Below are 23,359 nucleotides of genomic sequence, written 5' to 3'. Positions count from 1 at the left end.
AATTTATTATACACTTTGTAATTTCAAAGTCAATAAAATTTAAAACAAAAGTAGTATAAGACTCTATATAAAATCTTATACTACTTGCTTAAAATTTACTTCAATCTAATTAAAATAATTAAAACTTATTATCTAGCAGTTCTAACAGTTATTGATTCCTTAGTTGAAAGTTCACCATTAGAATATTTAGCAGCAATCTTAAAGTTATAAATAGTGTGTCTGTTTAATCCCTTAAATGTAAATTCAGTTTTATCAGCACCTATTTCTTTAACTTTCTTACCATCTTTATAAAGAACATAACCTTCTAATCCATAAGTTTTTTCTGGCTCTTCCCAGCTTACAGTTACATTTTTCTTAGTCTTATCAGTAACCTTAAAGTTTCTTACTGGGTTTACTATAACTTCTTCCTCCTCAACTTCTGGATTTCCAACCTTAACTCTTACTGTATTTGAAGAAACTTTATTTCCATTAACAGTAATATTTACTTGGACATCAGTAAAGCCTTCAGAAGCTCCAGTCATCATTCCATTTTCAATAGTTAAAACTTCTGGTTTTGAAACTTTATATTCAACTTCAGCTTCTTCTAAGTTAACATTTGCACCATTATTCATTAATGCATTTATAGCAAATGGAACGCTTTGTCCAACTTCTAAGTCATGTTCTACTGTATTTAAGTTTACATGAGCTAATTCTGGTGATTCAATTGACTTATCTATTTCTTTAACATAAATATTATCTAATATTACTTCTTTAAATCCATCACCTTTTTCTAAAGTAATATAGTAATCTCCAGCGAAATCTCCAGTTGTAAACTCGTGAGTTACAGATTTAGTTTTAGTGAAAATATCTTGTGCATAATTTGAACCAGTAGCCTCTAAAGGAATATTTACAATCTTTTCACCATCTCTATTCTTAATATTTACAGAATATCCTGGAGCAGCATTTTCTAATGAATATAAGAATCCAAATTCATAAGTTTTATTTGGTTCTAATTTGAATGATGAAACATCTGTAGTTAACATTTCACCTATTTCCTTTGGTTGTTGGTTAGATTTTAATGAGAATCTTCCATCAAGTACCCAGTTCATTCTTTGATTAGCATCTATAGATATATCCTTCTCAGCTAAGTGAGATCTATTTGAATGTCCTCTTCCTGGAGATAAATAAAATGGTGATATACCTTCATCTACATTTTCAAAATCTTCGTAGAATACATATCCATCTCTATTAGTGTGTCCTGGATGATCCCATATTCTAAAGTCATCAACTAGTACAACTGAGTCAGCATCTCCTTCTGAAGCCTTTAAGTAAACATCAGCTGAATTTACTCCTTTATGTACAGTAAATTCTACTTCCATTCTCACGAAAGTATCGTCAATATACTTAACACCTTCTCCTTGTCTTACTTTACCACCACTTGTTATTACATTAGTGAAATCTTTTCCACCAACATTAACTCCTAGTGTAACTTCTCTATTATTATCATTTTTAACCCATGCAGATACTGAATAAGTTACTCCTTCTTCTAATCCACTTATGCTTTGAGAAATTTTAGCATCAGCGCCTTCATTTCCACTTATTTTAAGAACATCATTACCTAATCTCTTTTGAACACTTTCATTTTCAATAGTTATATGATCTGTATTTTCAGCAGTAGATTCTTTATTCCACTTATCAAAAGTTTGAGAATCAAATCCTGGATCAGCTATTTCTGAGCCATATCCCCAATCCTCTATTCTCTTCTCTTCAACCTTTTCCTTAGTAACTATATAAGGAGTATCTTGTTTTACTTCTAAATTAACCTTTCCATCTACAACTGGTACTTCCTTAACTAAAGTTCTTCCTAGATCTGATAATTCATATAAATAAACTTTGTCATTAGAAGTCCATCCTTCTGGTAAAGTCCATTCTGAAGTAGTTCCTAATGGATTCCAGTGATATATCTTTTCACTATTTGCCTCATCAACAGGATTCCATGGTAAGAATAATTGAGTATCCCCTATACCAGTATTTCCAATTGAATTTTCTGGAGTAGTGGCAACTAATCTATCATTTCTATAGTAATTTATATTAGAGTTTTCTCTAACAGCCTTAACTCCATTTTCAAATAATACTTCATTTTCGCTCATCTTAGTTATTTGGAAATGTTGTAAATACTTAGTAGGTAATACTTGATTATAGAATACTTCTGTACCATAAGCACCTTCTATATCATGTCTAGTTCCCCATCCACCTGATAATAAATGCTTATTACCTTTTACTAATGGATCTGCTAAGAATGAATCTTGAGTATCATTTTTCATAAATCTCATTATTTTACTTGCATTTCCCTTGTTTGGATATGCAGGATCTCCACCCCAGTGAGTCCATGGAACATGTTGCTCTAATGGTCCATTCATTTCTGTTGCAATCATAATTCCATAATCATTTATCTTTTCTCCTAATTGATGAGCATTCCATCCATTACCTGTATAAACGTCAACGTAAATCCATCCTAACTCTGGTGCATCTTCCATTAACATATCAAGTCTTCTGAATAATTCACCACTAGTTATATCTCCTCTTTGATTTACATAATAAGCTTGGTCTAACCATCCCCATCCTGGAGCATTTTCGTTAACTAATTCAGTTGGATATTCAAACGCATCCATAGTATATTCAGTTGCATTTATATGAACACCTATTTTAGCATTATATTCCTTACCTTGTTCTATTAAGGTATTGAAGTCTTCCTTACCACCTTGTCTCATACCAATATGTCCACCATAGTCTGGATGAGAGTCATCATGTCCTTCTCCTTGATATCCTTTATGAAGAACTAATTGTCCAAATCCATCTGTGTAATTTGAAAGCTTTTTAATTGTATCTAATGATCTTAGGAATGGATTTTGAGTGTATCCAATATTAAAATCAATATATGACATTTGATTTTTTATTTCTTCTCCACCTACTGGAATTTTCATATTTTTTCTATATTGAATAGCACCATCTTGCCAATCTACTTGACCATCTTCATTCTCATCTCTTGCTATAATTACTTCTGACCATGGCTTTTCACCTTGATATAGCTTACTTCCTTGCTCTGTTGTATCTTGAAGAATTTCTTTATAAGTCCAAGTACCGTTTGATATTCCAACTTTCTTATAGTTTGTATTATCAGGAAGAGTATCATTTTCTGTTGTTAATACAACCCTATTTCCACCTTCAATAGTATTATTATTTATAGTAACAGCAAACTTATCATCATTTATAAATGCATAAGTTTTACCCTTAACCCCTGGTTTTGCCTTAGCAACATCTGTAAACTCTTCATTTATGTTATTCCAGTCACCAGTTGTTAGAACAGAGGCTGTTTTACCATTATTTAAACTGCTTACTGAAGCTAAACTATGATTTGGGAAATTTAATGTTTGAAGTTTAACATCTCCTTCTTGAATATCAGTAACTTCCATTCTTAATTTATTTTCATTAACAGTCATCTTTAAAGTAATAGTCATTCCTATATCTTCAAAGTTTAATGTATATATACCTTCATTATTTGCAAATTCACTAGTTACTTTTGGAATTCTCTTTTCACCATTAATTTCAACCATATATTGAGCTTCTAAATCATCTACAGATGCTCCTGATAAAACATCTTCAGTTCCTTTCCACTCATATCTAATAACAGTTGGGAATCTATTATCTAAAACAACTTTCATAGAATCTGATTCTATACTTTGTTCTTGTAATGGACCTACTTCTGGTGCCATTATTCCACCTAATTCCTCAACAACAAGATTATCTAAAGTAACATTTTTATTTCCAAACCATCCAGTTAAGCCAACTTTTCCTCTTACATCTGGTAAATTAGATACTGCAACTTGCCCTATCTTCTCTCCATCAACCCACATAGTAATATTTGTATCTTCTACTTTAATCTTTATTCTGTAAGTTTTTCCCGGATCTGGTGTAAATGTTCCTGGGAAATTACCATATTTGCCATCTCCAGTTTTCCATACCCAAGAACCATTATCATAACAAACAGCTCCCCACTCAGTTTCTGATACATATCTAAATAATAGACCTATTCTTCCTCCATTATTATCAACAGAAAAATCAGTTTCATAAGTAAAGTTCTTAACCTCTGGAGAATTCATATCAACAGCTATTGATACTCCATTCATAGGTATTTTTACTTTACCCTCTTCATAACTTGGAGATCCTCCTCCTTGTACAACTTGCCAATCTCCTCTTGTTTCTTCTGTTTCAAAATTAGTTTCATAATATGCTAAATCTGAACTTACAGTTACATTAGCTATTGCTTTTACATCTGTACCTTCAACTGTACCTTCAATTTTGAATGTACCTGGCTTTGAATAACTTTCCTTAGGTATATAATTCCAAGAAACATCCTTAATACTAGACATACCATTTTCATGATTTACTGTAACACTTGATGGTAAAATAGGCTTAACTCTTGGATAAGTTTCTACATTTACTTCATTTATTGATACTATAGGCCCCTTATCTATAGTCATAGGAGCATACTTAATATAATCAAATTTGGTAGTTTTAGCATTACCCCATCCTCTATATCCAACTTTACCAGCTTGTAATGGAATTAAATCTGATTCTTTATCATATATAGTTTCAAATTCTCCATCATTTACAGAAACATTAACAGTTAAATGCTTTTCAACAAAAGTAGCCTTAACTGTTACAACATCTCCATTATTTAGTCTTGGTCCTGTAATATCCTCCCAACTATTTTTATTTTCTATAACCCAGCCAGTACCTGAGTTATAGTTGATCATTCCATAGTTTGACTCAGTTGCTCTGAATATTATTCCAGTTTGAGAACCTCCAACTGTAAATTTACTTTCTAACTCACCATTTTTTATATTAGGCGATTGATCTTCCATAATTCTATAATCTCCATTATTGGTAACTGATAAAAATCCATCAGTTACCTCAACACTTCCTGAGCCTGCTAATTTTGTCCAAGTAACCCCCTCTGGTCTATCATAGTTTTGAATATAAGCCTCAGCTTCTTCATCACTATTAGTTAAAATTTCATCTGATTCACTATTAATCTCATCTCCAGCTTCATTAACAGGTGTAGCAAGTACTGAAATTGGTAATTGTCCTACAATAACGGCAGCTGCTATTATTGCGGCAATCTTCTTATTCATGCATTTTCTACCCATTTTTCTCCCCCCTAATTTCATGTTAAATGTTTATATTTATAATTTTATCCTTTAATACCAATAAATAACATGTATATTTTCTACTTTAGTATGTATTTTATTTACAGATACTTTATTTAAGATTAAATTATTTTTATAAATAAAAAGAGTTATCTATTCTTTAGATAACTCTTTTTCATATAATACTATTCTTCTTAAAATCCATAATATAAACTATGAACTTATGAAAATTAATAATAAAAATAACCTTAATATAATAGATACTAGATAATCTACCAAAATAAAAGAACTATCTAAATTAGATAGTTCTTTTAAGGGTTAATTGTTGACTATAAGTAAAATATATTCTTTTATAAATATAATTTAATGTATTAATTTATATTGTAAATGCAGATTATATTATTTATTGAAAGCTTTGTTATAATCTTCAATGAATTTTTTCATACCAGCATCAGTTAAAGGATGTTTTACCATTTGAAGTATAACATTATAAGGAATTGTTGCAATGTGTGATCCTGCCATAGCTGAATCTAAAACATGCATTGGGTTTCTAACACTTGCAGATATTATTTCAGTGTCTATTCCATGTAAAGCAAACATTTCAGCGATTTGAGTTACAATTTCAATTCCTGGATTTCCTATATCATCAAGTCTTCCTAAGAATGGACTTACGAATGATGCACCAGCTCTAGCTGCTAATAAAGCTTGTAATGGTGAGAAGATTAAAGTAACATTGGTTCTTATTCCTTCACTAGCTAATACTTTTACAGCTTTTAAACCTTCTTCACACATAGGTATTTTTATAACTATGTTTTTATGTATTTTAGCTAATTCTCTTCCTTCTCTAACCATTTCGTCGCACTCTAAAGCCATAACTTCAGCACTTATTGGTCCATCTACTATGCTACATATTTCTTCAATTACTTCTTTAATATCTCTGCCTTCTTTTGCTATTAATGAAGGATTAGTTGTTACTCCAGCTAAAACTCCTAATTTACTAGCTTTTCTTATTTCTTCTACATTGGCAGTATCGATAAATATTTTCATTTCATAATCTCCTTTTCATTACTTTAAAAATATTAATTTGAATTCCATACTTTTCTATTAATCGTTTCCACAGATAGATATTAACATTACAAAAAGAATTATTCAATGTTTTTATTTAAAGTTTACATTTTGTTAATTTATTTTTTTCTATATATTATGCTATAATATAATATTTTAGAAATTTAATGTATCATATTCAGTGATTAGAGTATTCCTTATGTAACCTTTATCATTTAAAGTATATACAAATAATACAATTAATCTTCCACTCTTTATTCTGTGTAAAAATCATAAATACTATTTAATATAAGCTAAATTAATCTTCAATTAAAAATCCCCATTCTTAAACCTATTTTCAAAATAACATCTTAAAAATAATATCTTAAAAATAATATCTTATATAATGTTTTAATATTTATCTAAAAATATATTTTAAATGTCCACTTTAAACTAACAAATTCTATTTACCACTCTCATACACCAGCTCCTTTTTGCATAATATTCATTATAAACTGCATAAAATACATGTTTTTATTTATTTTTTAAATAAATATTGCATAAATATACTTTAATATGTATAATTATTAACAAGCAATAAACAATAAATATTAAAGGTGGAATGTATATGAAAAAATTTAATAAAGTAATTTTAGCCTATTCAGGAGGATTAGATACTTCAATAATAATCCCTTGGTTAAAAGAAAATTATGGATGTGAAGTTATTGCAGTGGTAGGAAATGTTGGACAATCTGATGAATTAGTTGGATTAAAAGAAAAAGCTATAAAAACTGGGGCGTCTAAAATATATATTGAGGATCTAACTAAAGAATTTGTAGAAGATTACATCTTTCCTACCATACAAGCTGGGGCAAAATATGAAGGAAAGTATCTACTAGGCACTTCTTTTGCTAGACCTATAATAGCAAAAAGATTAGTAGAAATTGCAAAACTTGAAGGTGCAGATGCTATTTGTCATGGATGTACTGGAAAAGGAAATGACCAAGTTCGTTTTGAATTAGCAATTAAAACTTTTAATCCAGAAATGCAAATTATTGCTCCATGGAGAACTTGGGAAATTAAATCTAGAGAAGAAGAAATACAATATGCTATAGACAATGAAGTTCCTATAAATATTACTTATGAAACAAATTATAGTAAAGATAAAAATCTATGGCATTTAAGCCATGAAGGTTTAGATTTAGAGTTTCCTGAAAATGAACCTAAATATGATAAAATTCTCGAACTATGTAATACCTTAGAAAAGGCTCCTAATGAAGCTGAATATATTACTTTAGGTTTTGAAAAAGGAATTGCAACCTCATTAAATGGTGAAAAACTAGATGGAGTCACTCTTTTACAGGAACTTAATAAAATTGGTGGAAAACATGGTATTGGAGTTATAGATATGGTTGAAAATAGATTAGTTGGTATGAAATCAAGAGGAGTATATGAAACTCCTGGAGGATCTATTTTATATAAAGCTCATAAAGATTTAGAAGAATTATGTTTAGATAAGGAAACCTCCCATTATAAAGAAATAGTTTCCTTAAAATTCGCTGATTTAGTTTATAATGGTCAATGGTTTACCCCATTGAGAGAAGCCTTATCTGCCTTTATATCAAAAACTCAAGAAACTGTAACTGGCGAAATAAAATTAAAATTATATAAAGGAAACATAATAAATGCTGGAATGACATCACCATATTCTTTATACAGCGAAGAATACGCTACTTTTGGTGAAGATGGAATATATGATCAAAAGGACGCTGAAGGCTTTATTAATCTTTTTAGCTTACCATCTATCGTACAAGCTAAAATGGCCCAAAAGTTAAATTAAGGAGATAACTATGTACTTAATACATAGCTAATATTAAAATTAGAGCTAAATATTTTATGCTCTAACATACTATATAAATGAGGTGAATTTATTATGAAATTATGGGGCGGAAGATTCACTCACCAAGTTGATGATCTAGTTAACACTTTTAATTCCTCTATTTCTTTTGATTCAAGAATGTATAAAGAAGATATAATTGGAAGTATAGCTCATGTTACTATGCTTGGTGAAGAAAAAATTATTCCAAAGGAAGATAGCAAAAAAATTGCTTCTGGTTTATATGAAATATTAAATAAATTAAATCAAGGAGTATTAAAAATAGATAACTCTTCAGAAGATATACACAGTTTTATAGAAAGTACTCTTACAGATTACATTGGTGAAGAAGGAAAAAAACTACATACTGGTAGAAGTAGAAATGATCAAGTAACCTTAGACACAAAATTATATTTAAAAGGATATATTAAAATTTTAATATGTGAAATTTTAAACCTTGAAAAAACTCTATTAAATCTTTCTTCAGAAAATAAAGAAACTATTATGCCAGGATATACCCATATGCAAAAGGCTCAACCTATTACATTTGCTCATCATATTTTAGCATATAGTGAAATGTTTAAAAGAGATATATCTAGATTACTAGATTGTTATAAAAGACTTGATGAAATGCCTTTAGGCAGTGGTGCTTTAGCAACTACTACTTACCCTATAAATCGTGAAAAAGTTGCAAATCTACTAGGCTTTTCAAAAGTTACACTAAATAGTTTAGATTCTGTTTCTGATAGGGATTATGCTATTGAAACACTTTCTTGCCTCTCTTTACTTATGATGCATCTTTCTAGATTTTCAGAGGAAATAATCATCTGGTCTACTGATGAATTTAAATTTATTGAATTAGATGATAGTTATAGTACTGGAAGCAGTATTATGCCACAAAAAAAGAATCCTGATGTTGCAGAATTAGTAAGAGGAAAAACTGGACGTGTTTATGGAGATTTAATGACTCTATTAACTGTTATGAAGGGACTTCCTTTAGCTTACAATAAGGATATGCAAGAAGATAAAGAAGCTTTATTTGATGGGTTAGATACTACTCTACTTTCTATAAAAACTTTTAATGGAATGATAAAAACAATGAAAATTAATAAGAGTATTATGAAAACTTCAGCTTCTTCTGGATTTACTAACGCCACTGACGTCGCTGATTATCTAGTAAAAAAAGGTGTAGCTTTTAGAGATGCTCATGAGATTGTAGGAAATTTAATTCTTTATTGTATAGATGAAGGGAAATCTATTGATAACTTATCTTTATCTGAATTTAAAACTTTCTCAAATAAGTTCGAAAATGATATATATAAAGCTATTAATCTTTTAACTTGTATAGAAGAAAGAAAAGTAATAGGTGGACCAAGTATTTCGTCTATAAACATTCAAATTGAACATTTAAATAATTTTATACAAGAAAGTAATGAAAAACTTAATCTTCTAAAATAGCACTAAAATATAATAATTAATTTTTATAAATTATAAGATAAATTTAACAAGTAATGCTAATCTATATTTTTAAATATAGATTAAAGTAAAAAAGATGATTTCTACAAATGTAGAAATCATCTTTTATTTTAATTATTCAAAATATCTTTTTAATAATCCTTCGAAAGCTCTTCCATGTCTAGCTTCATCTTTACACATTTCATGAACTGTATCATGTATTGCATCTAAGTTTAATTGTTTAGCTAAAGTAGCTAAATCTTTTTTACCTTGACAAGCTCCGTGTTCAGCATTTACTCTTGCCATTAAGTTAGCTTTAGTATCAGCTTCTACAACTTCTCCTAACATTTCTGCAAATTTAGCAGCATGTTCTGCTTCTTCGAAAGCTATTCTTTTATAAGCTTCTGCAACTTCTGGGAATCCTTCTCTATCAGCTTGTCTTGACATAGCTAAGTACATTCCTACTTCTGTACATTCACCAGTAAAGTTAGCTTGTAATCCTTCGATTATTCTTTCATCTACACCTTTAGCAACTCCGATTCTATGTTCATCAGCGAAAGCTAAATCTCCACTTTGTTCTACGAATTTATCAGCACCTGCTCCACAGATTGGACATTTTTCTGGTGCTTTTTCTCCTTCATAAACATATCCACAAATTGTACAAACAAATTTTTTCATAATAAAATCCTCCTAATATTATGTCTCCATATTTTTCATCCATAGGTTATTAAGAAAATTATCCTACTAAATCTCTTTCTTTATAATCTATAGATTTAATCTGTTAATTTTTTCTTAACCTTTATTAATATTATATAATAATAATTTTCCATTATCAACATATTTTAAATAATTTATACTTTTAATAAAAAATAATCCTTTATCAGTTTTTTTATATTAAAATTTAAGTTCAAACTATTATTTATTGTAATAAAACTATTCATATTTTATCATTTCAATTTTTCATACAAAAAGAAGGGATTTTTATAAAAATATAATAAGAAAACTTACAAACATATTTAGAAAATTAATAGATTTTGCTTCATAATGTTTGTAAGTTTTATAAAAATTTATTTTGATATAAGCCCTTCTCTTAACAAAATAATGATTAGTCTTAAGAATAAATTTTCTAATAAATTAACAACTTCAAAGTCCTTCACTATATTAATCATTTTAAGGAAATATTTTATAATATATTTCGTTAAAAGGCATATTATCTTACCACTTTACCAAAAGGCATAAGAGATAATTTAGCCAACTTTAGTGACTGTATTGCAAAAGGTATTCCTATTATTGTAATAGCAAACATAGCTGCACTTATTAAATTTCCTAGAGCTAATGTAAATCCACCAAAAACTATCCATAATATATTAAGAATAAGATTTCCTGCTCCATCGTCAACAGTTACTACTTCTTTACCAAAAGGAGCTAATTGTAACCCTGCTAATTTAAAACATTGTAATCCAACAGGTATTCCTACTATTGTTATGCACCATATACATCCCCAAAATAACCATCCTAAAGCATTAAAAAATCCACCAAATATCATCCAAATAAGATTTCCTAAACAACTCACTATTTTTCCTCCTTGTATAATAAATATTTAATTTTTATAATAATATTTACTTTGATTATATAAAAAAAATGTTCTATTCTTTCTTAATCTTTTTAAACAAACTAATTTTATATAAAATAAAAAAATCATCTTAATATAGTAATTATTTAAAATTAACCTACCTCCAAATACCCTTTTGATTTTAAACTCCATTTTATTTATATTTAAATTTTATATAATAAAATCAAAAAGTATTTTAAATAAAATATCATCTTTTTCTTTAGAATTCAACTAATTTTTATATATTTTTTAATGATTTATAATCTTTTTAAATTTATATACTAAATTTTTTAATTTTTTTGTTGACATTTTTCTTTTATGTATATATAATAGTTATTATCAACAGGACATGCCGAAGTGGCGGAACTGGCAGACGCACAGGACTTAAAATCCTGCGGTGCTAACACACCGTACCGGTTCGATTCCGGTCTTCGGCACCAAAACTCTTAAACTTAGTTTAAGAGTTTTTTTATTTTTGACAAAACTAAAAAAGTCCAAACACAAAAGCTCTATTAGAGTATTTTTATTAGATATAGATAAAACAAACTAATTTCACTGCTGTTAGATTGTTTACCTATATCTAATATTTTTTTCTAATAAAGCCTTTTAGTTTCTATCAAATACTTTTTCTTATTAAGGAAATATTAAACCTTCTAAACACATTTTAAAGTAACTCTGTCTAAAGCTCCTTTATACTTATTAAAAAAATATTGAACCATCTAAACTTTAGATAGTTTATATTTAAATACTTAATTTTTATTGTAATTATAGTTATAAATTAAACTGTATTGTTTAAATTCTATCTAAAAATATTAAATACTAAATATATAACTTATGATTATAAATATATTCAAATTTGCTAATTTCTAATGGCTATTTAGCAGTACCTATGTCTTTTCTAAAATACATTCCCTCAAAATTAACTTTTTCTATATTTTTATATGCATTTTCTTTAGCTTCTTCTAAAGTTTTTCCTTTACCTACTACAGAAAGTACTCTTCCTCCACTGGTTACTAAGGTATCTCCTTCTTTTTTTGCTCCAGCTATAAAGTATTCTCCCTTAAGACTTTCATCTATACTTATTTCATAACCTTTTTCATAAGCCTCTGGATATCCCTTTGATGATAAAACAACATTAACGCAATATCCTTCATTCCATTTAATAGTTGTTTCATTTAATTTTTCATCTAGTGCATTTAGTATTATGTCTACTAAATCACTTTCCATTAAAGATAAAACACTTTGTGTTTCTGGATCTCCCATCCTAACATTATATTCTAAAAGTTTAGCCCCTTCTTCTGTTATCATTATTCCAAAGAAAATAACTCCTTTAAAGTCAAAACCTTCTTCTCTTATACCTATTAAAGTTTTCTCTAATATATTTTCATAAAAATCAGCTAAAACCTCTTCAGTAACATATTTATTAGGAGAAATAACTCCCATTCCTCCTGTATTCTTACCCTTATTTCCATCAAATATTTGTTTGTGATCCTTAGCAGATAAAAATGGTAATATTACTTTTCCATCTGTAACTGAAAGTATTGATGCCTCAATCCCTTGCAAAAATTCTTCTACTACTATTTTCTTTCCTGCTCCATTAAATACATCATCTATCATAAATAAATCTAGTGTTTCTATTGCTTGATTTTTATTTTCACATATTACAACACCTTTACCAGCAGCCAATCCATCAGCCTTTATGACCCTTGGATATTTGCAATTTTCTAAATAAATTTTAGCTTCTTCATAATCATAGAAAACTTCGTAATCAGCTGTCTTAACACCATACTTTTTCATAAAATCCTTAGAAAAACTTTTACTACCTTCAAGCATAGCTCCAGCTTTATCAGGCCCAAATATTTTTAATCCTTCCCCTTTAAAAGCATCAACTATACCATTAATAAGTGGCTCTTCTGGTCCTACAATAGTTAAATCAATATTATTATTTTTAGCAAATTTTAATAAATCACAAATCTTAGTAAGCTCTATATTTTCACATTTATTTTCATTAGCTGTTCCTCCATTTCCTGGAGCCACATAAATTTTTTCTACTTTAGAACTTTTTCCTAATTTCCATGCTAAAGCATGCTCTCTTCCACCAGATCCAACTAAAAGTATCTTCATATATAAAAGGTCATATAAATTAAACTTAGTTTAAATAGTTTTAACTTATATAATTAACTATTTAAAATTCAAATTAACTATATGACCTAATTCACCTCCTAAAATCTATTTATTTCTAATGTTTAAAATGTCTAACTCCTGTAAATACCATGCTTATTCCATGTTCATTACAAGCCTCTATAGACTCCTCATCTCTAATAGATCCACCTGGTTGAATTATTGCTTTTATTCCATTTTTAGCCGCTTCGTCAACACAGTCTCTAAATGGGAAGAAAGCATCTGATGCTAATACTGCTCCACCTTTTCCTCTTTCTAAAGCTTCTTTAGTAGCCCAAATTCTATTAACTTGTCCTCCACCAATACCAGTGGCAACTCCATCTTTTACAACTACTATAGCATTAGATTTTACATATTTCACAACCTTCATTCCAAAGATCATATCTCTTAATTCCATTTCTGTTGGCTCTTTTTCAGTTACAACTTTATACTCATTAGCAAGTTTATTATCTTCTCCTTGAACTAATATTCCACCATCTACTGTTACCATGTAATTTTTAGCCTGAGGAGTATTCTTACATTTTATAACTCTTAAATTCTTTTTAGTTCTTAATACTTCTAAAGCATCTTCATCAAAATCCGGTGCTGCTACCACCTCTAAGAAAATTTTAACCATTTCTTCTGCTGTAGCCTTATCTATCTTTCTATTTATAGCAACTATTCCACCAAATATTGAAACTGGATCAGCATCATAAGCCTTTAAATAAACCTCTTTAGAATTTTCTCCTACAGCTACCCCACAAGGTGTATTATGTTTTAATGCACAACAAGCTGTTTCTTCAAATTCACAAGCAACCTTCCATGCTATATCTAAATCCTTTATATTATTGTAAGATAAAGCTTTTCCATTTAAAATTTCAAAGCTATTCATAGCTCCATCAAATTCTGTTGAACTATAATAAGCAGCTCCTTGATGTGGATTTTCTCCATATCTAAGATCTTGAATTTTCTTATATGAAACTGATAGATATTCTGGATATTCCTCTTCTCCCTCTAGTAAGAAGTTAGAAATTGCAGCATCATAAGCACTCATTAAGTTAAATACTTTTCCTGCAAGAGTTTTTCTTAATTTAAATGAAACACAATTATTTTCTTTAATTTCATTCATTACTTTTTCATAATCTTTTTTATCTGAAAGAACTACCACATCTTTAAAATTCTTAGCTGCTGCTCTTAACATTGTTGGTCCACCTATATCAATAAATTCAACCTTTTCTTCAAAGCTTAAATTCTCTCTAACTTTTTCAAAGAAAGGATATAAATTTACAACTACATAATCTATAGTATTTATTTCTCTCTCTTCTAAAGTTTTCATATGCTCTTTATTATCTCTTATTGCTAATATTCCAGCATGAACTAAAGGATGTAGAGTTTTTACTCTTCCATCTAACATTTCTGGGAAGTCAGTTATTTCACTTATCTCTTTAACCTCTATGTTATTTTCTTTTAAATATTTATAAGTTCCACCACTTGATATTATTTCTACATCTCTATCTCTTAAAAATTTTGCAAGTTCTAAAACTCCATCTTTATCAAAAACACTTATTAAAGCTCTCTTTTTCATTAAAAGACCTCCCTAGTTTAATATTTTCACTTTTCCATTATGAATTTCTATTTTTTCTTCGCATAAGTACTTAACAATTCTAGGTAGCAATATATGCTCCTTCTCTAAAACCTTTTTTTGAAGACTTTCTGGAGTATCTTCAAAATTAACTTCAACTATTTCTTGTGCAATAATAGCTCCTCCATCAACCTCATCATTAACAAAGTGAACTGTACACCCAGAAAATTTCACACCCTTTTCTATAGCTGCCTTATGTACATTTATTCCATACATTTTATTTCCACAGAAAGAAGGAATAAGAGATGGATGGATATTAATTATCCTATTTCCATACTCTTCTAAAAGTTTTCCTTTTAATATTGAAAGATAGCCTGCTAGTACAATTAAATCAATATTATTTTCCTTAGCAAGTCTTAAGATTTCATCTGAAGTTTTATCTTCAAACTCTTTTTTAGAAACAACTGATGTTTTTATACCCTGTTTTTCAGCCCTTTCTAAGGCAAAAATACCCTCCTTACTTCCAATAACTAAGGAAACTTCTCCATTTATATTTCCATTGTCTATATTATCTAAAATTGATTGAAGGTTAGATCCACTGCCAGAAGCTAATACAGCTATTTTATACAAACTCCTTCACCTCCAGCATTTATATACCCAATCTCAAAAGCTTTTTCTCCTTGCTTTGAAAGTTCTTTTAAAACTTCCTCAACCTCATCTTCCTCAACACATAAAACAAACCCTATACCCATGTTGAAAGTATTATACATTTCCTCTTCTTTAACTCCAAGTTCCATAAGCTTTTTAAATATTTCTGGAATCTCATAGCTATTTTTATTTATTACTATACTAAGTCCTTCTTTACTTAACATTCTTGGAAGATTTTCATAAAATCCTCCCCCAGTTACATGAGCCATACCCTTAATATTAAATTTTTCTAAAAGACTTAATACAGGTTTAACATAAATCTTTGTAGGAGTTAATAATTCTTCCCAAATAGCTTTTCCATTAAAATCTTCATCTAAGTTTTTAAACACCTTTCTTATAAGAGAATATCCATTTGAATGAACTCCTGAAGAAGCAATTCCTATAAGCTTGTCACCACTCTTTATATCTTTACCATTTATTATTTTATCCTTGTCTACTATTCCTACTGCAAAACCAGCAATATCATAATCTCCTTCTTTATACATACCTGGCATTTCAGCAGTTTCTCCTCCAATTAAAGAGCACTGAGACTCAATACATCCTTCAGCCACTCCCTTTACTAAATCAGAAGAAACCTCAGCTTCAAGTTTTCCACAAGCTATATAATCTAAGAAGAATAATGGTTTAGCACCATGACATAAAATATCATTAACACACATTGCAACGCAGTCAATTCCAACAGTATCAAACTTTCTTTTTTTACAAGCAATATCAAGTTTTGTTCCCACTCCATCTGTTCCAGAAACTAAAACTGGTTTTTTATATCCCTCTGGAAGTTCAACCATGCCAGCAAAAGATCCTAATCCGTTTAATACATATTCACTCATTGTTTTTTTTGCATATTCTTTTATTAATTTTACTGATCTATATCCTTCTTCAATATTTACTCCTGCTTCTTTGTAAGTTAGCATTTAATTCTCCACCCTTTCAAGATTATCCTCTAAAGCTTCCATAGGCGCTGCAACTGGATAAACCCCACTAAAGCATCCTACGCAGAAATTTCTTCTACCTTCAAAACTTTCGTACATTCCTTCTAAACTTAAATATCCTAGAGAATCACAACCTATCATTTCTCTAATCTCTTCTACACTTCTACTTGCTCCAATTAACTGACTTCTGTATGGTGTATCAATGCCAAAATAACATGGATATTTAACCATTGGTGATGCAACTAGAAAATGAACTTCCTTAGCACCAGCTCTTCTTAAAGATTCAATTAAATGTTTGGAAGTTGTTCCTCTAACAATAGAATCGTCTATTAAAATAACTCTCTTTCCATTTACATTAACTTTTAAAGGATTAAGCTTTACAGCTACAGCTCTCTCCCTAATTTCTTGTGATGGTGATATAAATGTTCTTCCTATATATCTATTTTTCACAAATCCAACCTCATAAGGAATTCCTGAAGCCTTAGCATATCCCATAGCAGCTGGTATTCCTGAATCTGGTACAGCTACCACAATATCAGCATCTATTGGATATTCTTTAAATAATATTTCTCCTTGCTTAACTCTTGTCGTTTGAACATCTAAACCATCAATTACTGAATCTGGTCTTGCAAAGTATATATATTCAAAGGCACAGGTTTGACAAACAGTATTTTCTGAATATCTATAACTTTTAATCCCATCATTATCTATAACCACGATTTCTCCTGGTTTTATATCTCTCACAAACTCTGCTCCAATTGTGTCTAAAGCACAACTTTCTGAAGTTAATATATATCCTTCTTCAAATTTTCCTAAGCATAAAGGTCTAATTCCATGCGGATCTCTTATACCTATTAGCTTATCCTTAGTCATTATTACCATAGCGAAAGAACCTTTAACTGCTGATATAGCATCAATTACAGCCCTCTCAATCCCTTTTTTAGCTCCTCTAGCAACTAAGCTTGTAATTACTTCAGAATCAACACTAGTATGGAAAACTTGTCCCCCATCCTCTAAAAGACTTCTTATTACATCTGCATTAACTAAATTACCATTATGAGCAGTAGATATAGGACCAAGTTTAGTATTACTAACTAAAGGTTGTGCATTTTCAACAGTTTTAGCTCCTGCTGTAGAATATCTAACATGTCCTATTGATATATAACCATTAAATTCTCTAAGTCTCTTTAAATCTTCAGCTTCAAAGGCTTCTGTTAAAACACCTAACCCCTTATGAACTTTTATATCTTCTCCATTTGCTACTGCAATGCCAGCACTTTCTTGTCCTCTATGTTGAAGAGCATAAAGTCCATAATAATTTATAGAAGCAACATCTATTGGTTTATTTGCGAAAACTCCAAAAACTCCGCATTCATCTTTGAATTTATCATTTTGTGGATCCATAATATCAAAATTTGGCTTCACCATATTTTCTACTCCTCTTACTACCTAATTTCTTAGTCTATTTAAAACCTCTCTATAGCCATTGATTACATTACCCATATCTCTTCTAAATCTGTCTTTGTCCATTTTTTCTCCTGTTGTAGCATCCCAAAATCTACAAGTATCTGGTGAAATTTCATCAGCTAATAATATCTCTCCATTATATCTTCCAAACTCTAATTTAAAATCTATTAAGTTGATATTTTGTTTTTTGAAAGCTTCTTTTAAAATTTCATTTACTTTAGCAGTTATTTCATAAATTTTATTTAATTCTTCAAAAGTTGTAGCTCCAATTCCTACAGCATGATAGTCATTTATAAGCGGATCTCCTAAAGAATCATCCTTGTATGATAATTCAAAAACTGTAGTTTTTAATTCATATCCTTCTTCAAGACCTAATCTCTTAGCCATACTTCCTGCTGCCACATTTCTAACTATTACTTCTAAAGGAACTATTTCAACTTTCTTACATAATTGATCTCTATCATTTAACTTCTCTACAAAGTGAGTTTTTATTCCTTCTTTATTTAACATCTCAAAAATAAGACTAGTAATTTCGTTGTTTAATACTCCCTTGCTTTCTATTTGAGCTTTTTTTTCTCCATTGAAAGCTGTAGCATCATCCTTATAATGAACAATTACCATATCCTCTTTATCTGTTGCATATATTTTTTTAGCTTTTCCCTCATATAACATTTCTAGTTGATTTACCATTATAATTCCACTCCTTCTCCATTTTCTGCTATAAATTTATGTTTCATGTCGATTCTAAATTGAATTAATTTTTCTCTTAGTTCTGGATATTTTAATGAAAGCATTTGGACTGCTAACATTCCTGCATTATAACTATTATTTATTCCAACAGTGGCTACAGGAATTGATTTTGGCATCTGAACTATTGATAGTAATGCATCCATTCCCTCTACTGCTGCTCTCACTGGAACTCCTATTACAGGAAGTATAGTATGAGAAGCTATAACTCCAGGAAGATGAGCAGCTAATCCTGCTCCTGCTATAATTACTTCACAGCCTTCTTTCTCAATTTTTTCTAAAGTTTCAATAAGTTTTTCTGGAACCCTATGAGCTGATAAAATATAAGCATTATAAGGAATTCCAAACTCTTTAAGAGCATTTCCTGCTCCCTTCATAACATCTATATCTGATTTACTTCCAAAAAATATTGCTACCTTCATTAAAATTTCCTCCCTATATTTTAAAGTTTTAATAATACTTATTTTCTAGATAACCCTAAAGACCTAACTTAATTTTTTAAAGCTATACAGCTATATCATCACATATGAATATAAAGCTTAAAACTCAAGTGAAAATTTAATTTCTTAACTGGTTATACCTGTATTATGAAATATATGCTTTATGAAATTTTTAAGATAGAAATTTATAATCTTCTTAAAAAGTTAGAGATAATATATAATATAAAACCGTAATCTCTTAATTAAGCTAGTCCTTTAGTTCTATCTAAGAAATAATTTAAAACTTATAAACTTATTTTCTAAAATAATCTACACCTGATTTAAATAGTTTTTGATCAAATTCTCCTGGTATGTTTTTATAAAGATTGTCTCCAATTCTCTCTGAATGACCCATCTTACCTAGGATTCTTCCATCTCTACTTATTATTCCTTCTATTGCTAAAGATGAACCATTAGGATTATATGGCATATTCATAGCCATATTTCCTTCTAAGTCTACATACTGAGTAGCTATTTGATCATTTTCTACTAACTCTTTTATTAAAGCTTCTGGTGCAACAAATCTTCCTTCTCCATGTGATATTGGAATACTGTGTACCTCTCCAAGAGAAACCTCATTAAACCAAGGAGATTTCTTAGATGTAATTTTAGTTCTAACTATGGATGACATATGTCTATTTATATTGTTATAAGTTAAGGTTGCCATATCTTCTTCAATATCAATTATTTTTCCGTATGGAAGAAGTCCTAACTTAATTAAGGCTTGGAAGCCATTACAAATTCCAAGTATTAATCCATCTCTCTCATTTAAAAGCTTCATAACTGAATCTTTTATCTTAGGATTTCTAAATATTGTTGCTATAAATTTAGCTGATCCATCTGGCTCATCTCCTGCTGAGAACCCCCCTGGCAACATAATTATTTGAGATTTGTCAATTTCTTTTTTAAGCATATTTATTGAATCAATTAAGGCTTCCTTATTTAAATTTCTAATTATAACTTCACTTACCTCAGCACCTTCTTTTTCAAAGGCCCTTCTACAATCATACTCACAGTTAGTTCCTGGGAATACTGGTATAACTACTCTTGGTTTTTCTACCCTTGTTATCTTTGATTTAAGTTTTTCTTCTATATGCATTTGTCCATTATCTAAAATATTAGCCCCGTCTTTATCATTATTTATTAAGTCTGAAACGCACTCTTCTTTATCTTCAGTTTTAGATTTAAATACATACTCAAGCTTTTCTTCATAAGCTTTTTCTAATTCCTCTAAAGAAACCTCAAAATCATATTCTTCACATTTTATAACCCCATCTTTTATTGTGCTTCCTATAACCTTATAATTAGTTCCCTTAAACTCATCCTCAAGGTTAACCCCTTCTTTAACCTCTAATATTAAACTTCCATAATTAAATCCAAAAAGTTCTTCTTTAGAAATATTATTTAATATTGCCCCAATTCTATTTCCTAGTGACATCTTAGTAATTCCCTCTGATACCCCACCAAACTTAAGAGAGTATGCTGAAACCACCTTTTCTTCTCCTATTAACTCATAAAGTTTTTCTAAGTTATTTTTAAATCCTTCCATTTCTAAAGTTCCATCTTCTAATTTCTCACCTTTCATAAGAACTAAAGTTGATCCTATATTTTTAAACTCAGGTGAAATAATTCTTGAAGCCTTTTCAAGACCTACTGCAAAGGAAACTAAAGTTGGTGGAACATTTAACTCTCCAAAACTTCCTGACATTGAATCTTTTCCACCTATTGCAGGTAATCCTAAATCCATTTGTGCCTTATAAGCTCCTAGTAATGCTGCAAAAGGCTTGCCCCATTTTTCTTCATCTCTTAATAATTTTTCAAAATATTCTTGGAAAGTTAATCTAACTTTTTTATAATCTCCTCCCATAGCAGCTATTTTAGTTACTGATTCAATAACTGAATAAAATGCCATGTGGAATGGACTCCATACTCCTAAATAAGGATTAAATCCATATGTCATTAAAGAAGCATCTTTACTTTCTCCTCCTAAGACAGGAATTTTAGCAGCCATACCCTCTGCTGGTGTTAATTGATACTTCCCTCCTAAAGGCATAAGAACTGTTCCTCCACCTATAGTTGAATCAAATCTCTCAATTAATCCTTTTTGACTACAAACATTTAAATTTCTTAAAGATTTTAGCCATTCCTCTTTAACGTCAAAGTTTTTAACTTCATATGGATAAACACTTGGTGATTTTACTTTTAAAGAAATTTCTTGTTTTGCCCCATTTGTATCTAAGAAACTTCTCTTTATATCAACTATAGTTTTATCCTTCCAATTCATTCTTAACCTATCAGTATCTGTAACTTCAGCCACAATTGTAGCTTCTAAATTCTCTTCTTCTGAAAGTTTTATAAATCTATCTGCATTTTCAGAGGAAATAACAACAGCCATTCTTTCTTGAGATTCTGATATGGCAAGTTCAGTTCCATCTAATCCCTCATATTTTTTAGGAACTTTATTTAAATCTATATCAATTCCTCTGCATAATTCTCCAATTGCTACTGATACTCCACCAGCTCCAAAGTCATTACATCTTTTTATCATTTGAGCTACTTCTTTATTTCTAAAAAGTCTCTGAATTTTTCTCTCTGTTGGAGCATTTCCTTTTTGAACTTCTGCTCCACATTGATTTATTGATTCTTCTGTGTGTTCCTTTGAAGAACCTGTAGCCCCACCAATACCATCTCTTCCAGTTCTTCCTCCAAGAAGTATTACAATATCTCCCTTTGAAGGTTCAAGTCTTATTACATTTTCCTTTGGCGTGGCAGCTATAACTGCACCTACTTCCATTCTCTTAGCCGCATAATTTGGATGATAAATTTCTGATACTTGTCCAGTTGCAAGGCCTATTTGATTTCCATATGAGCTATATCCATGAGCAGCTCCTAAAGTTATTTTTCTTTGAGGTAATTTGCCCTTTAAAGTTTCACAAATTTCAACTGTTGGATCTGCTGATCCTGTAACCCTCATAGCTTGATAAACATAACTTCTTCCTGAAAGGGGATCCCTAATAGCTCCCCCTAAACAAGTGGCTGCTCCTCCAAAAGGCTCTATTTCTGTTGGGTGATTGTGTGTCTCATTTTTAAACATTAAAAGATATTCTTCAGTTCCCTTATCTGTTTCTATTTCTATATTTATAGAACAAGCATTTATTTCTTCTGAAACATCTAAATCATCAAGTTTTCCTCTTTTTCTTAGCTCCTTCATGGCTATTGTGGCTAAATCCATTAACTTAACTTCTTTATTATTTAAGTTCTCCCCATAAACATAGGCTCTTGAATTTTTATAATCTTCATAAGCCTTTTTAATAGGTTCAGAATACTTGCCCTCTTCTATATAAACATCTTTTATTATTGTTTCAAAAGTTGTGTGTCTACAATGATCTGACCAATAAGTATCAATAACCTTAATCTCAGTTATTGTTGGATTTCTATCCTCTGATTTAAAATAATCTCTTATTAGTTTTAAATCTTCTAAACTCATAGCTAAAGATTTTTCTCTATGGAAATTTTTAAGTCCCTCTTCATTTAAACCTAAAAAGCCATTTAAAATCTCAACCTCATTAGGTTCCTCTAAGTTTTCTTCTAAGACTTTTGAAAGTGGACTAACTTCCCTTGAATCAACAGGATTAATGTAATAAGATTTTATTTTATTTATCTCTTCCTGATTTAAATTCCCTTTTAAAATAAGTACTTTTGATGATTTAACAGGAACTTTTTCCTCCTCAGTAAGAAGCATTATACACTCTGAAGCTGAATCAGCTCTTTGATCATACTGTCCTGGTAAATATTCAACACCAAAAGCTATTTCATCTTGTCCTATTTCAAAATTTTCCTCATATACTCTATCTACTGGAGCTTCTGACAAAATAGTATTTACAGTTCTTACATACTGTTCTTCTTCCATATCTCCTAATATGTATTTATTTAAAACTCTTACATCCTCCAAAGCTTCAATCCCTAAATTATCTTTAAAATCCTTAAGTAATATCTGACTTTCTACATTAAAACCAGCTTTTTTTTCTACAAATACCATTCTAATACCAGACATTTTAATCCCCCATTCAAAACACGAACATTATTAATGATTAAAAATTAATCATTCGTT

14 protein-coding genes and 1 tRNA gene are annotated in these 23,359 nt (G+C 29.7%); 3 read left to right on the top strand and 12 right to left on the bottom strand.

Annotation, left to right across the window (positions count from 1 at the left end; genetic code table 11):
* Nucleotides 1-128: 128 nt before the first annotated feature.
* Together GOM42_RS03755 and fsa are read right to left on the bottom strand one after the other, a co-directional pair.
* Entirely contained in the window at nucleotides 129-5,189 is a 5,061-nt protein-coding gene (locus GOM42_RS03755) for an endo-alpha-N-acetylgalactosaminidase family protein (RefSeq protein WP_252597699.1), read from the bottom strand.
* A 399-nt stretch (nucleotides 5,190-5,588) separates the two neighbouring features.
* Nucleotides 5,589-6,236: a fructose-6-phosphate aldolase gene (gene fsa / locus GOM42_RS03750; protein WP_003453088.1), complete on the bottom strand. Its 648-nt coding sequence runs from the start codon at nucleotides 6,234-6,236 to the stop codon at nucleotides 5,589-5,591.
* Nucleotides 6,237-6,861: 625 nt separating this feature from the next.
* Here fsa and GOM42_RS03745 point away from each other — a divergent pair.
* Both GOM42_RS03745 and argH read left to right on the top strand, forming a co-directional pair.
* Nucleotides 6,862-8,073, top strand: a complete 1,212-nt coding sequence (locus GOM42_RS03745) for an argininosuccinate synthase (protein ID WP_011590305.1) — start codon at nucleotides 6,862-6,864, stop codon at nucleotides 8,071-8,073.
* 93 nt (nucleotides 8,074-8,166) lie between these two features.
* The gene (gene argH, locus GOM42_RS03740; RefSeq protein ID WP_011590304.1) at nucleotides 8,167-9,567 is read left to right on the top strand and encodes an argininosuccinate lyase; all 1,401 of its coding nucleotides are present in this window, start codon (nucleotides 8,167-8,169) and stop codon (nucleotides 9,565-9,567) included.
* Nucleotides 9,568-9,699: 132 nt separating this feature from the next.
* Here argH and GOM42_RS03735 read toward each other — a convergent pair whose 3' ends face one another.
* Nucleotides 9,700-10,242 (bottom strand): NADH peroxidase, encoded by a 543-nt coding sequence (locus GOM42_RS03735; protein WP_003453016.1) that lies wholly within the window; start codon nucleotides 10,240-10,242, stop codon nucleotides 9,700-9,702.
* Nucleotides 10,243-10,774: 532 nt separating this feature from the next.
* Nucleotides 10,775-11,137, bottom strand: coding sequence for a YccF domain-containing protein (locus tag GOM42_RS03730; protein ID WP_003476972.1), 363 nt, complete (start codon nucleotides 11,135-11,137; stop codon nucleotides 10,775-10,777).
* A gap of 390 nt (nucleotides 11,138-11,527) precedes the next feature.
* On the opposite strand from GOM42_RS03730, the gene GOM42_RS03725 reads away from it, so the two are divergent.
* Nucleotides 11,528-11,616: transfer RNA gene (locus GOM42_RS03725), tRNA-Leu, on the top strand.
* Nucleotides 11,617-12,049: 433 nt separating this feature from the next.
* Here GOM42_RS03725 and purD read toward each other — a convergent pair.
* The 8 genes from purD to GOM42_RS03685 all read right to left on the bottom strand — a co-directional run bounded on the left by purD (nucleotide 12,050) and on the right by GOM42_RS03685 (nucleotide 23,302).
* Nucleotides 12,050-13,300, bottom strand: a complete 1,251-nt coding sequence (gene purD, locus GOM42_RS03720) for a phosphoribosylamine--glycine ligase (RefSeq protein ID WP_011590303.1) — start codon at nucleotides 13,298-13,300, stop codon at nucleotides 12,050-12,052.
* A gap of 115 nt (nucleotides 13,301-13,415) precedes the next feature.
* Nucleotides 13,416-14,921 (bottom strand): bifunctional phosphoribosylaminoimidazolecarboxamide formyltransferase/IMP cyclohydrolase, encoded by a 1,506-nt coding sequence (purH, locus tag GOM42_RS03715; RefSeq protein ID WP_011590302.1) that lies wholly within the window; start codon nucleotides 14,919-14,921, stop codon nucleotides 13,416-13,418.
* Between the two features lie 12 nt (nucleotides 14,922-14,933).
* Nucleotides 14,934-15,548 (bottom strand): phosphoribosylglycinamide formyltransferase, encoded by a 615-nt coding sequence (gene purN / locus GOM42_RS03710; protein ID WP_003468450.1) that lies wholly within the window; start codon nucleotides 15,546-15,548, stop codon nucleotides 14,934-14,936.
* Nucleotides 15,536-16,537, bottom strand: a complete 1,002-nt coding sequence (gene purM, locus GOM42_RS03705; protein ID WP_003468449.1) for a phosphoribosylformylglycinamidine cyclo-ligase — start codon at nucleotides 16,535-16,537, stop codon at nucleotides 15,536-15,538. Before purM ends, purN begins: the two co-directional genes overlap by 13 nt.
* Entirely contained in the window at nucleotides 16,538-17,983 is a 1,446-nt protein-coding gene (gene purF / locus GOM42_RS03700; protein ID WP_011009969.1) for an amidophosphoribosyltransferase, read from the bottom strand.
* 21 nt (nucleotides 17,984-18,004) lie between these two features.
* Complete coding sequence (purC, locus tag GOM42_RS03695) at nucleotides 18,005-18,712, bottom strand: phosphoribosylaminoimidazolesuccinocarboxamide synthase (protein WP_003456948.1); 708 nt, start codon at nucleotides 18,710-18,712, stop codon at nucleotides 18,005-18,007.
* On the bottom strand, nucleotides 18,712-19,191 hold the full coding sequence (gene purE, locus GOM42_RS03690) for a 5-(carboxyamino)imidazole ribonucleotide mutase (RefSeq protein WP_003453078.1): 480 nt from the start codon (nucleotides 19,189-19,191) through the stop codon (nucleotides 18,712-18,714). The genes purC and purE overlap by 1 nt, the downstream gene beginning before the upstream one ends.
* Nucleotides 19,192-19,501: 310 nt before the next feature.
* Nucleotides 19,502-23,302 carry a phosphoribosylformylglycinamidine synthase gene (locus GOM42_RS03685; protein ID WP_003457110.1) on the bottom strand — a complete coding sequence of 1,267 codons (3,801 nt, stop codon included), beginning with the start codon at nucleotides 23,300-23,302 and terminating at the stop codon, nucleotides 19,502-19,504.
* Nucleotides 23,303-23,359: the final 57 nt, after the last annotated feature.

Origin of the sequence: Clostridium sp. 16K-1-R1, assembly GCF_023921145.1 — a bacterium.
Classification (GTDB): domain Bacteria; phylum Bacillota; class Clostridia; order Clostridiales; family Clostridiaceae; genus Sarcina; species Sarcina perfringens.
Note: the sequence above shows the minus strand (reverse complement) of the source record. Positions and strands in the feature narration are given on the sequence as shown.